At 59.3% G+C, this 13229-nt stretch carries 10 protein-coding genes; 7 read left to right on the top strand and 3 right to left on the bottom strand.

Annotated elements, in window-relative coordinates; all coding sequences use genetic code 11:
- Window positions 1–60: 60 nt before the first annotated feature.
- Together QEH54_RS06965 and QEH54_RS06960 are read right to left on the bottom strand one after the other, a co-directional pair.
- Window positions 61–459, bottom strand: a complete 399-nt coding sequence (locus tag QEH54_RS06965; protein ID WP_309017927.1) for an Hsp20/alpha crystallin family protein — start codon at window positions 457–459, stop codon at window positions 61–63.
- Window positions 460–500: 41 nt separating this feature from the next.
- Window positions 501–959: an Hsp20/alpha crystallin family protein gene (locus tag QEH54_RS06960; protein ID WP_309017926.1), complete on the bottom strand. Its 459-nt coding sequence runs from the start codon at window positions 957–959 to the stop codon at window positions 501–503.
- 281 nt (window positions 960–1240) lie between these two features.
- Between QEH54_RS06960 and QEH54_RS06955 the strand changes: the two genes are divergently transcribed.
- Window positions 1241–2395, top strand: coding sequence for a PatB family C-S lyase (locus QEH54_RS06955; RefSeq protein ID WP_309017925.1), 1155 nt, complete (start codon window positions 1241–1243; stop codon window positions 2393–2395).
- A 171-nt stretch (window positions 2396–2566) separates the two neighbouring features.
- Here QEH54_RS06955 and QEH54_RS06950 read toward each other — a convergent pair whose 3' ends face one another.
- Window positions 2567–4090, bottom strand: a complete 1524-nt coding sequence (locus tag QEH54_RS06950) for a glycoside hydrolase family 30 protein (RefSeq protein WP_309017924.1) — start codon at window positions 4088–4090, stop codon at window positions 2567–2569.
- 433 nt (window positions 4091–4523) lie between these two features.
- Between QEH54_RS06950 and QEH54_RS06945 the strand changes: the two genes are divergently transcribed.
- The 6 genes from QEH54_RS06945 (at window position 4524) to QEH54_RS06920 (ending at window position 13222) form a co-directional block, all read left to right on the top strand.
- Window positions 4524–5888 (top strand): sigma-54 dependent transcriptional regulator, encoded by a 1365-nt coding sequence (locus tag QEH54_RS06945; RefSeq protein WP_309017923.1) that lies wholly within the window; start codon window positions 4524–4526, stop codon window positions 5886–5888.
- 29 nt (window positions 5889–5917) lie between these two features.
- A complete protein-coding gene (locus QEH54_RS06940; protein ID WP_309017922.1) occupies window positions 5918–7273 on the top strand; it encodes an ATP-binding protein in 1356 nt (451 codons plus the stop codon).
- 130 nt (window positions 7274–7403) lie between these two features.
- Window positions 7404–8450: a beta galactosidase jelly roll domain-containing protein gene (locus QEH54_RS06935; RefSeq protein WP_309017921.1), complete on the top strand. Its 1047-nt coding sequence runs from the start codon at window positions 7404–7406 to the stop codon at window positions 8448–8450.
- A 186-nt stretch (window positions 8451–8636) separates the two neighbouring features.
- A complete protein-coding gene (locus QEH54_RS06930) occupies window positions 8637–9890 on the top strand; it encodes an HlyD family efflux transporter periplasmic adaptor subunit (RefSeq protein ID WP_309017920.1) in 1254 nt (417 codons plus the stop codon).
- 51 nt (window positions 9891–9941) lie between these two features.
- Window positions 9942–10655, top strand: coding sequence for an ABC transporter ATP-binding protein (locus QEH54_RS06925; RefSeq protein ID WP_309017919.1), 714 nt, complete (start codon window positions 9942–9944; stop codon window positions 10653–10655).
- Window positions 10656–10777: 122 nt separating this feature from the next.
- On the top strand, window positions 10778–13222 hold the full coding sequence (locus tag QEH54_RS06920) for an ABC transporter permease (RefSeq protein ID WP_309017918.1): 2445 nt from the start codon (window positions 10778–10780) through the stop codon (window positions 13220–13222).
- Window positions 13223–13229 lie beyond the last annotated feature (7 nt).

Here is a 13229-nt window from a genome sequence, read left to right as displayed (position 1 = left end):
CTAAATGGGTATCGCCGCAGGAGACAGCCCCTGCCGAGGCTAAGACGACGGTCCGTCCGCCTAGTTGATGGCGATCCTTCGCGGCTGCTGAGCTTCCGACTTAGGCAACGCCAAATGCAGAACCCCGTTGGCGACTTCGGCCTTGATGCCTTCGCTGTCGATCTCTTCGCCGATCGCGAGCCGAAGCCGATAGCTAAGGCCCTGCTCGCTCGAACCTCCGAGCTGTCGCCACGTTTCGGGCGCCGTCCAGTCTCGACTGGCCACGATCTCCAGCGCCCCATCCTGCACGTTCACCTCGAGTCCCTTTCGGGAAACTCCCGGCAGATCCACCTGGGCTTGGTAGCCCGTATCCGTTTCATGGATTCGATAACGCGGTCGGACGTAGCGAACCGCCGTAGCTGCTCCGCGCTGCGAAGCGTTCGATGCCTTGTTCTTCTTCACGATATTTAGAAATGTCATTGCTGCTTTCCTCCCTGGTTTAAGATTAACTCCCGCTTCGATCAGCTGAACGAAACGTCGATGCGACGAGGCTTGGCCTTTTCCGCTTTCGGCAAGGTCAGGCTGAGCACGCCGTTCTCATAACTCGCCCTGATCTTCTCGGCATTCACCTGCTCAGGCAGATCGAGCTGCTTGCGGTACTCGAAGGCGTTTTCGTTTTCTTCGCCCGCTCCGGCAAACTTGCGTTTCGCCGCTACTCCGACCTGGCCGTCCTCGACGGTGAGATCGATGTCTCCCCGCTTCACCCCCGGCAAGTCGAGACGCACGATGTAGGCGTCGTCGTTTTCATACCAGCGAGTGGCGATGGTGGGGTTGGTAGCTCCGAGCAACTCCTCCTTGCTGAAGTCGAACAGCTTGGGCAGATCCGCGAAGAGCGTTTCGAACTGCTTGTCGAACGAAGCGAAACCATTTGCCAGGCTGGCGTTGTTCAGTCGGTGAGCATAAGGGCTGAGATAGTTCATTCGTATTTTCCTCCTTTAGGTCGAAATGATTGGGTTTACGTTTTTCCGGTTTTGGATGCCGACTCTTGTGCACGAAGAATACCAGTTCTCCATAACCTTCTTTCCTCCTCATAACCAACGACTTGAGAAATAAACAACGCGCCAGGAGGGTCAATGTGTCACACTTCAACCCCCATTCGACCCGTTCGCTTTCCCGCTTTTCGTCACAGTCGCGGTCGGGACGCGGCGAAGCCATTTTCAGATTTACAAAAAAGAGCGCATAAGCCTCCCTGCCCGTCAGCATGAGCGAACAAGCTTCCATCTTCGACACCGTCTACGACCGTACCGAGACCGACAGCCAGAAGTGGCAGAAATACGAGGGCAAGGACATCCTCCCGATGTGGGTGGCCGACATGGACTTCCATGCTCCCGAGGTCGTGCTCGACGCCCTGCACGAGCGCATCGACCACGGCATCTTTGGCTACGCCCGCCCGGAACCCAGCTGCACCGAGGCCGTGATCGAGATGCTGGAGCGCGAGTATGGTTGGAAGGTCGAAGCCGAATGGCTGGTCTGGCTGCCGGGCCTGGTGGTTGGACTCAACGTGGCCAGCCGAGCCTTTTGCCAGCCCAATGAAAGCGTGCTCACCACCACGCCGATCTACCCGCCCTTCATCTTCGCTCCCAAGTTCCAGAAACGCGCTGTGGTCAAGGCTCCCATGGGTCTGGATGGCGACCGCTACGTCATCGACTGGGACGCCCTCGAAGCGGCCATCACGCCGGATACCAAGGTCTTTTTCTTCTGCAATCCGCACAATCCCTGCGCCCGGGTGTTCGAGCGCCAGGAGCTGGAGAAGGTGGTCGAATTCTGCGAGCGGCACGACCTGCTGTGCTGCTCCGACGAAATCCACTGCGAGCTCCTGCTTGACGGACGGAAACACATCCCCTTGGCCACCGTTTCGGAGAAGGCCGCCGAGCGGATTTTCACGTTCATCGCTCCCAGCAAGACCTACAATCTGGCGGGGCTCGGCTGCTCCATCGCCATCATCCCCGACAAGGAGCTACGCCAGCGCTTCACCATGGCCGCCCGCGGCATCGTGGCGGAAGTCAACAATCTCGGCTACACCGCTTGCGAGGCGGCCTATCGCTACGCGGGCGACTGGAGAGACCAGCTGCAGCGCTACCTGGCGGGAAATCGCGACTTCATACACGACTTCGTCAAACGGGAGATACCAGACATCGGGCTCTACCAGCACGAAGCCACCTACCTGAGCTGGATGGACGTCTCCAGACTCGAGCTGAGCGACCCGGTAGGACACTTCGAAAGCCACGGCATCGGCCTGAGCGACGGAGCCTTCTTCGACAGCAAGAAACACGTGCGCCTCAACTTCGGCTGTCCACGCTCCACATTGGAAGAAGGCCTGCGACGTCTCAAAGCTGGCGTCGACGCGTTGAAATAAAGTGGGCCGATTTCTCCGAAGGCGATTGCAAGCTCACCTTCAAAGACGTCGGCCCAAGGTTCGAAGCCAACGCGCTTTTCGCTTGGCTAGACGCAGAGGCAGGGCGTGCCCGTCCGGACACGCCGCTCAGGAAACCCAACTACAAACGCGCCTACATGGACGAGAAACGCTCTAGCGCAGCGCCACCGTCTGCAGCGACTGAGGCGGCATGAGCAAAGTCACCTCCCGATCGCCGCACACCAATCGATAGGCTTGTTCCTCAAGCCCGCGATTCAGAAGCACCGCCACGATGGAGCCATCGACGTTGCGAACCGCCGTTCCTTCGATGTCGCCCTCCGCTCCCTCAATGCCGATGCGCACCGCATCAGGACGGATGAAACGGCTGAAGTGGCACATGACATAATAGAGCGGCGTGTAGAAGGCCTCGCCCTTTTCGCGATCGATCAACACCGGGGCCCCGCAAAAGTTCTTCACGTGATTCGGCCCGCCTCGCGTATCCAAAACCATGTTCCAGTCGATCCATCCAGTCATCCAATGATTCAGTCCGCCGATGATGTCACCAGCATATCGATACACGGGCGAATAGGGAGGATGGTCAACCTTCTGCTCTTCTGGGGCCCAAAAAACGCCCCAATCGGTCGCTTCCTCGCGCCAGTACCAATCCGCCTCCAGCCAGCTCCACATCGGCTCGTCATCGCCGAGAGCGTCGATGCAGCCTTCGGTGTGCATGATCTGCATATCCGGATAGGCATGGTGCACCGCGTCCAAGGCCTCCGCGCACACGTCCACCGTGCTGCTGTACCAATGCACCGCCATTCCATCCACGAAGGAGCGGACCGCATCGTCCGCGTAGACCACCTTGGCCCATTCCTCCATGTGGTCGCGATTCTGGTCGAAAACGAAAATCTTCGTATCGCGATTCTCACTACGAAAAACGGGCCCTAGGTGGTTCGCGATGAAATCGCGCATCTGCTCGGGGCTGAAATGCATGCTCTCCCAGTTCGCGTTGTTGCCTTCCGGCTCGTTGACCGGAGTGAGCCCCCAGATAGGCACGCCTTCCGCCGCGTAGGCATCGAGGTACTTGGAAAGATAGTTCACGTAGACCTCGCGATATTCCGGTAAAAGGCTGCCGCCAAAATAGGCGCCATTGTCCTTCATCCAAGGCGGAGCGGTCCAGGGCGAGGCGAGGATCTTGAAGTCCGCTCCCGGCACCGCCATGCTGTCCTTTATCAACGGCAGCAGCAGCTTGCGGTCCGGGTCGATCGTGAAATGCTCCAGCGCCTCATCGCCCTCCACCTCGGCGTAGGTGTAGCTCCCAAGCGAGAAGTCGCAACTCCCCACGTGAGTACGCGTCAGACTGTAGCCGCCCTGTCGCGGACTGAAATAGGCCTCGATGACCTCGCGGCGTTTCTCCTCCGAAAGCGCCGACAAGGCGTCGGCCGCGCTCTCGGTGAAGGCGCCTCCGATGCCTACGATAGTTTGGTAGCCGCGATCCGGATACAGCCGAATTTCGCGACTCGCATCGATGCCCGCCTGCGGGACCTCCACTCTCGCAAGCTGATCGCCCGCCCGAGAGCTTTGGTAAACTTCGACCTCCGCCGCCTGTGCGGAGCTCGCGCCTTCGGCGGTCAATGTCGCCGCCAAAGCCGCGCCGCAGACCACACACTTCGTCATATTGCTGGGTATACGTTTCATTCTCTTTTTCTAGGACGTCTCGATCAACGGACGCCCACAATCGTAGGGGTTGGCTTCCTTAATCCTATTAAGTGCACTTTGATGCAACTCTTTTCTTGGCGACGGGTCTCGTTTGTCAGCGTCTAGCCAGCGGTGGATCCTTGGTCGTCCAAGCCGCCAGCAGGGAATGTCGCCGTCCCGAAATCGGGACGCGATGCAGCTCGCAAGCGGGACGCGGCAAGCGTCGGAGCGGATCCGTGGCGAAATTGAGATCCTTTATCGTTTGATGTCGTGCAGGTTACGCAAAACGCCAGAACCCATGGCGCGAAGTCTGGTACCGCTAGGCCCTCATCAAAATCTTGCCACCATGCCAAACTTGCCATCCATTCGTACCGTCCACCACCCTTTGCCTCGCACCTCCAAACCGTCCACCCGCCACCCTACTACTCCAAATATGCCTACGAACAATCGCGTGCTTATCGCGGATGACAACCGGGACGTCCTGCAGGCGATCCGGCTGGCCCTGAAGGCCGAAGGCTTTCTACCCGATTGCGTCAGCACCCCGGCAGACGCTCTGAAGCGCGTCGAACAAAACGACTACGCGACCGTCCTGATCGATCTGAACTACCATCTCGATACCACCTCCGGCAAAGAGGGCATGGAGCTTTTGGAGCGGATCAAGGAGCGCGAGCCGGATTTGCCCGTAGTAGTGATGACCGCTTGGGCGAGCATCGACGTAGCGGTCGAATGCATGCGGCGCGGCGCCAGCGACTTTCTGCAGAAGCCATGGGAGGACGAACGGCTTATCGCCATCGTGCGCACTCAATGTCTGCTGCACGAAACGCGTATCCACACCACTCGACTCAAGGCGGAAACCCGCAGCTTGCGCAAGAAGGGCGTGTCGGGCTTCGTGGCTCAATCGCGCGTGATGAAACCCGTGCTCGAGCTGGTGGAAAGCGTGGCCGATTCGGACGCAAGCATACTGATCACCGGGGAAAACGGAACCGGCAAAGGCGTCATTGCAAACCTGATACACCAGAATTCCAGCCGATCCGACGCCTCCTTCATATCGGTCAACATGGGAGGAATTCCGGAAGGCGTTTTCGAAAGCGAACTCTTCGGTCACGTCAAAGGGGCGTTCACCGACGCCAAGGAAAACCGCATCGGCCGCTTCGAAATGGCCTCCGGCGGGACGCTTTTCATGGACGAAGTGGCCAACATGCCGATGGCCCAACAGCAAAAGCTCCTCCGCGCCTTGGAAACGCGCGAGTTCGAACGCGTCGGGTCCTCCAAGACGCTGCGGCTCGACGCCCGGCTGATCACCGCAACCAACGCCGACTTGCAAGCTGAGGTCGACCAGTCGCGCTTCCGCATGGATTTGCTGTACCGACTCAACACCATCACCATCCACCTTCCCCCCTTGCGCGAGCGCGTGGAAGACATCGAGCCGCTAGCCACGTCATTCCTTTCCAAATACACCAGCAAGTACCGCAAGGCGGACCTAGGCTTTTCCCAGAACGCCCTCGAAGCGATGAAAGCTTACGAGTGGCCGGGAAACATTCGCGAGCTGGACCACGCTATCGAACGGGCCGCCCTCACCTGCCGCCAGGATGAGATCGGCGAAGCAGAGCTCGGACTAAACCCGTCGCGCGAAAGCCCCTCCCGAGCCAATCTCGACGACATGAGCCTGGAAGAGGTCGAAGCCTACCTCATGCGCCGCACGCTGGCCCGCTGCGACGGGAAAGCGAACGAAGCAGCCAAGGAGCTCGGCCTCAGCCGCAGCGCCTTCTACCGCCGCATGCAACGCTACGGGCTGTAGCCAGGAGCGCCCCCCCATCTCTCCAACCTGTGACCGCCCCGCGCCCACCGTTTCGCCAGCACCGCTTCTCCTACGAAGCCAAGATCGTGCTCAACGCGGCTCTCTGCGCCCTACCCGGCTTCGTTCTCTGCGCCTTGCTCATGCTGGCCTACGATTCCGAATGGGAGGTCTGGGTGACGGTCATGATTTTCTTGATACTCCCTTGGCCACTTCTGGCCTGGCGCTTGCAAAGCCGCATCTCGAACCCCATCAAAATCGCCACCAACATTCTCGGCTCCATCCGCGAGGGCGACTACACTATGCGTACCAAGCGCATCGGAGAAAAGGACGGCACCATCGTCGAGCTGTACAAGGAAATCAACTACATCTCCGAGCTGCTGGAGCATTCCCGAACCGCAGGCATCGAAACCCAGTCCGCCATCGTCAAGATAATGGAGCACATCGACGTGGCCATACTCGTCGTCGACCAGAACCGCGTCGTCAAGCAAGCCAACGACGCGGCGCGCCGCCTCATCGCATCGATCACCAACTGGGAGGCCTCGCCCATCGATTGCAGCGTCGACGAGCTGCGCATCGCCTTCTGCCTGGACGACTCACCCAGCGATTTCAGCCGCTTCTCCTACCGCGACGCTTCTCGGCGCTTCGAAGGACGTCGCGGCATATTCCGCATGGAAGGCCAGCGCTATAGCCTCATCCTGCTGACCGACATCACCCAGGCTTCGAGCGAGCAGGAACGCGAGTCATGGAAACGCTTGCTCCGCGTGCTGGGACATGAGCTCAACAACTCGCTGGCACCCATCAGCTCGCTGGCCAACACCTTGCACAAAATCACCCGAGCCACCGAGATGGATTCGGAGACGAAGACCGACCTGCTCGACGGCATGGAAACCATCGCCACGCGTTCGGAGGACATCGTGCGCTTCATGAAGGACTACACCCAGCTGGCCCGTCTGCCCGAGCCGAACGTTCGAGCAGTCAGCATCTCTCACGTGCTGAGAAAAGTCTGCCAGCTCTACTCCGAAGAGGTTCAGCTCGATCTGCCATCGACCTCTCCCTACGCCTTGGCGGATCCTTCCCAAATCGAGCAGGCTATGATCAATCTGGTGAAAAACGCCTGCGAAGCCACCAGCCATCGAGCGAAATCCGTTCGCGTCTCCACTCGGTCCAGCGAGGAAAGCGTCGCCATCTCCATCGAGGACGAAGGCCCGGGCATCTCCAATCCCGACAACCTGTTCGTGCCTTTCTATACCACGAAGGAAAACGGCAGCGGCATCGGTCTGGCAATCAGCAAGCAAATCGTGGAGGCGGTCGGGGGCTCCCTTTCCCTAAAAAACCGAACCGATCGCCAAGGCTGCATCGCGAGCATCACCCTCAAGCGAGCCTAGACCCACCCCAGCCCTGCTCGCTCACGCAGGGCGCGACGGCATCGCCCTTGCGCGTTTCCCCCAGTCCTCCAAGCCGCAATCAGTAAATTCTGTAACCGTTGCCGCATCGCCGCGGTATAAGCAAACAATCATGAAACGCTTCCTCTCTCTCGCTTTCATCTCCATCGCCTTCACCTCCAGCTCGCTGGCCAACGAAAACGTCATGTGCGACACGCGCCACAGCGATCGCGTGCTGCGCTTTCCCCGCGAATGGAAGTTTTCCGTCGGCGACGACCCCGCATGGGCAGACCCGGCCTTCGATGATCGCGACTGGGGAAAGATTAGCGTGCCAAACGCCTGGGAGCGCGAAGGCTACCGACACTACGATGGTTTCGCCTGGTACCGCGTCTCCTTCAAGACCCCAAAAAACACGACCGGCCAGCTCTTCGTGGCGCTCGGCGAAATCGATGATGCGGACGAAGCTTACCTCAACGGCACGCTCGTCGGAGGTCTAGGAATGTTTCCGCCTCACTACAAAACCGCCTGGGGACAGGGTCGCGCCTACCCGATCTCCAAGGACCTGCTGAACCCTGATGGCGAAAACGTTCTCGCGGTACGCGTCTACGATGGAGAGCAGGAAGGCGGCATCCGCTCCGGCCGCGTCGGCATCTACGAATCGCGCATGCCTGCGATCACAGCCAATCTCGAAGGCAAGTGGCTCTTCCGAGCCGGAGACAATCTCGAATGGGCCCAGCCTGAAACCGACACCACCGACTTTCAGATCGTCACCGTCCCTAGCCTGTGGGATGATTTTGGATACAAGGACTACGACGGCATCGGCTGGTATCGCAAAACGTTTTCCGTCGATCCCGGAGAGCTGCAGGGCCAGATGGTGATGCTGCTGGGAAAGATCGACGACATGGATCAAGTCTACCTCAACGGCGAGCTCATCGGAGCAACCGGCGATTTCGAGCAGCCCAGCACACGAGCCTACAACCACCTGCGAAACTACTACTTTCCCGCTTCCCTGCTAACGCAGCAAAACACCATCGCGGTCCGCGTCTACGATCTCGAGCACGGCGGTGGCATCTACCAAGGCCCGCTCGCCATCGTCACCCAGAAGGACTACATCGACTACTGGGAGGAACGGCGAAAAGAAAACACCTTGCTCAACGACATCCGAAACCTCTTCGAGTAGACAGAAACCGCCGTCCCAAAATCGGGACGCCTCACGTACCGCAAACGGGACGCGAGGCGGCTCCCACCGCAGACCGAAAATAATCAGTTTCTTATACTTCTATTATACAACACCTTACGCACCCGATCGCCACCTTGGCGCACGTCCTGATTATATCCTTCCAAACCTCCCCCCTCCTTCCCCCTCATGGACATTGTTAGAAAAGACCTGAAACAAAAGAAGCGCCGCAAGCAGATCATCTCTGCTGGCATCGCCGTAGTGGCGATCGCCGCCGGCGCCTGGTGGTTGAGCACTCTCGACGTCTCCACCCCCACCGTGGAGCACGACCGCGTTTGGCTCGGCCACGTCGAGCAAGGCGAGATGATGCGAGAAGCGCGCGGCATCGGCACCTTGGTGCCCGAGGACTTTCGCTGGATCGCTTCCGAAACCAGCGGTCGCGTGGAGCAGATCATCGTGCGCCCTGGCGCCTGGGTCGAACCGGATACCGCAATCATGATCCTGAGCAACCCCACGCTGGAACAGCAAGCGCTCGACGCCAAGCTCGCCTACGAGGCGGCGCAAGCGGACTACGTCACTTACGACGTCCAGCTGCAGAACAACATTCTCCAGCTTCGCTCCAATCTCGCTCAGCTCGAAGCCCAGCAAAAGGAGGCCGCCTTGGACGCCGAGATCGATACCGAGCTCAACAAGGAGGGGCTCGTATCCGATCTGCAAATGCGCCGCTCGCTCCTCCGGCACGAACAGCTGACCACCCGGCTGGATATCGAACGCCAGCGCCTCGAGTTCAGCGAAAGAAATTTGGATACCCAGCTCTCCGCCAGGAAAGCCCAGGTCAACCAAGCAAAAGCCCGATTCGACCTTCTGCGCGACCAGTTCGAAGGCCTCACCGTGGTAGCCGGAGTGGCAGGCGTGCTGCAAAAGCAGACGGTCGAAGAGGGTATGCAGGTCGGCATCGGTCAAAACCTTTCACAGGTCGCCGATCCCAAAAACCTGAAAGCCGTGGTTCGCATCGCCGAGATCAACGCCAAGGATCTCAGCATCGGCCTCCCAGCCGTGGTCGACACCCGCAACGGCAAAGTTCGCGGCGCCATATCACGCGTCGATCCCAACGTGGAAAACGGCACCGTCGCAGTCGACATTCGCTTCACCGAACGCCTGCCCGAAGGAGCCCGCCCCGACCTGACCGTCGAAGGCGTGGTAGAATTCGAACGGCTGGCAAACGTGATCAAGGTCAAACGCCCCGCCTCCAGCCGACCGGACGCGCAGATGACCATCTTCAAGCTCCAGCCCGAAAGCGATTTCGCCCTGCGCGTGCCAGTCGTCTACGGCAAAGCGTCCGTCAACCAGATCGAAGTCGTGGAAGGTCTCCAGCCAGGCGACGAAGTCGTGCTCAACGACATGAGCGAATGGGACACTCACGACAAGATCCGTATCCAATAAATCTCTACACCTTAAATCCTAGCATAGAACATCCAGAACCCTAGACTCACCATGTCCGACAACCAAGCTCTCATCCACCTCGAAAATATCTCGAAAGTCTTTCTGACCGACGAGATCGAAACGCACGCCCTCTCCGACATCAACCTCGACATAAACGAGGGAGAGTTCCTTTCCATCAGCGGGCCGTCCGGTTGCGGGAAGTCGACCCTTCTCTCCATCCTCGGACTGCTGGATTCCCCATCGGACGGTTCCTACACCCTGGCTGGACGCCAGGTGGCCACGCTCGACAACAACGAACGCTCGCGTATCCGTAATCTGGATGTAGGCTTCATTTTCCAAAGTTTCAACCTGATCGGCGATCTCACGGTCTACGAAAACGTGGAGCTCCCGCTCATCTACCGCGGCCTCAAGTCAGCGGATCGCAAAAGCCGCGTCATGGAGGCTCTGGAAAAGGTCCAAATGTCCCACCGCCAAAGCCACTACCCGCATCAGCTTTCCGGCGGCCAGCAGCAGCGCGTCGCCGTGGCCCGCGCCCTTGGAGGCTCCCCGCGCATCCTGCTCGCCGACGAGCCCACAGGGAACCTCGACTCCAAAAACGGCGCCATGGTCATGCAGATGCTGCAGGACCTGAACAACGAAGGCGCCACGATCTGCATGGTCACTCACGACGAGCGATACAACGAGATCGCGTCACGCATCGTGCACCTGTTCGACGGCAAGATCGTCGACGAAACGGTGAGAGCCAAAGCGGTCGCCACCGCCTAAACCATTTCTGGGTTCATCGTCGAACCCCTTCTCACTCTACGTTCTGCAATCGGTAGTGGCCGTATCCGTACGGCCGCTACCTCGGAACGTCATGCCCAAACCAAAGCTCCCCTCTCCTTTCCATGTCATTCGCAAACGATTTCATTGTAGGTCTCCGACAAATACGGAAGAATCCCGGCAGCGCCATACTCGCAGTGGTCGCCTACGCCGTCGGCCTCGGCTTGGTCGGCCTGATGCTTACACTCATCTTCGGAGTGGTTCGCGCCCACCCCAAGGACATCGACTTCGACACGACGCAAACCCTCTCGTGGGACGAGTCCACCAAGCACCTTTGGAAGAGCGGCACTCAAACGCCGAACCTTCGCTATCGCGATTTTCGCGAGTTGCACGACCAGCAAGACGTGTTTCAACACCTCGCTTCCCAGAGAGGACAGACCTTTTCCATCGTTGTAGACGACTACGCGGAGCGCTTCTCCGGCAGCTTCGTTTCAGCGGAATACTTCGATGCGCTCACCTTGAAACCTCAGCTCGGCCGATTCTTTCAAGAAGGAGACGACCTGCCTGGCTCCGAAAAGAAGGCTGTCATCTCCGACCACCTGTGGCGAAACCAACTCGAAGGTCGCGATTCCATCGTCGGCGACTACCTCACCGTAAACGGCGAGCCGATTCTCATCATCGGAGTTGCAGGCAAGGACGTCGACTTCCCCAGCCAAAACGACATCTGGGTGGTGGAATCGCTCGATCCCTTGGCGATGAAACGCGGCGAAGGCGATCAGCTTTTCGTCATCGGACAACTGAAACCTGAATACACGCCTGCATCCGCCTTGATCGAACTCAACACGATCGCCAAGCGATTCGAAAAAGCGTATCCAGAAAGCAATACAGGCTACGTTTCCTTTCAAATGGAACCCATGTCGAGCGTCTACCTGGGCAAGGAGATGAAGCGCATGTTCTACCTCATGTTCATCTGTTCGCTGCTCGTCCTGCTGATCGCCTGCACGAATGTGGCAAACCTCACCCTCTCCAGGGCGACGCACCGGGTGAAGGAGCTGGCCATACGCTCCTCGCTCGGAGGCAATCGCGGCAGATTGGTCGGTCAAATGATCGTGGAGGGCTTCTCTCTCGCCATCATTGGCGGACTGCTAGGCTTGGTGATCACGATCTGGTCCTCCAAGGCCACTTGGGCGTGGATCGCCGAAGCGGAGGAAGCCAACGCTCCGGAGTGGATGAATATGGATGTGGACCTTCAAGTTGTCGGCCTGCTATCGCTCATCACCCTGTTCGCCAGCCTCGTCGCCAGCATCATCCCGGCCATCAAGGCGTCCCGAGCCAACGTAAACGACATCCTAAAAGACAATTCCCGCGGCTCCACCGGACTGAAGATCGGCCTGTTCAGCAAGCTGCTGGCCCTCTTTCAGCTCTGCGTCTCCTGCGGTTTGCTGATCACCACCTCCACCATGGTCAGCACCGCGCAGGATACCGCAGTCTTCAAGCCTCCCTACGATCCTAGCGGCATGATGTCCGCTCGTTTCGATCTGCCGGAGACCACCGGCGGTGACGCCGGAAACGCGGAGCTGTTGGCCCGCATCCAGGCCCGGCTCGAGAATACGCAAGGCTTGCAGGGCATCGGATTCACCACCTCTATCGACATGCTATTCAACTGGAATTCCCGTTGGGAGGTGCAAGGCATGCAGCAGGAAACGGCCGACGACTTCATCCGGGCCCGTCACGAGATCGTCTCCGACAACTACTTCGACCTTCTCGGCATCCCGATCCTTTACGGACGCGGCTTCGAGTTCACCGATCAAGGCGAAAACGCCCAGAACGTCTGCGTCATCAACCAGCCATTGGCCAAGCGGCTCTGGCCGGACGAAAACCCGGTCGGCAAGCAGATCCGCGATGTCTGGCAGGACGATTTCCCCTGGCTGACGATCGTGGGCGTGGTGCCCGACACCAAAATGGCAGGCCCCGGACCGCGCGACGACGAGGAGCTCGGCGGCGTCTATCGCCCCATGAGCTCCGCCCCGCAGGATTCCGTCACCGTCTTCGCCAAGTCATCCGGCAACCCGACCGCCCAAGCGAACCTGATCAGAGCCGTCCTCTACGACATCGATCCCAGCATCGCCTTGTACCGCGTCAAGACTGTCGCTCAAGCGGTCAAGGACGCCAATTTCGGCCCTCTCTTCTTCCGAAACATGTTCGGTCTCTTCGGCATCGCGGCGCTCGCCCTCGCTTCCATCGGCGTCTACGGCGTAATGGATTTCTCAGTACGCCAGCGCTTCCAAGAGTTTGGCATTCGCCAAGCCCTTGGGGCGAACTCCGCCACCATCATGAAGCAGGTCCTGCGACTGGGGGCCGCTCAGATCGCCATCGGCATCGGCCTGGGCGCCTTGCTCGGTTGGGCCCTGGTCAGCGTGATCAGCCAAGCCTTGGGCGGATTCAACGTCGCGATTCTGAACTACGTTATCCCCGTTCTCGTCACCACCGCCATCGCGGCCATCGCCTTGTTCACTCCCGCCCGCGAAGTCATCAGCGCCAATCTCGCAAACTGCCTTCGAGAAGAATAGGTGCCAG

The organism is Pelagicoccus sp. SDUM812003 (assembly GCF_031127815.1).
In the GTDB taxonomy this organism is placed as follows: domain Bacteria; phylum Verrucomicrobiota; class Verrucomicrobiia; order Opitutales; family Opitutaceae; genus Pelagicoccus.
This window is presented reverse-complemented; position numbering and strand designations above follow the sequence as displayed.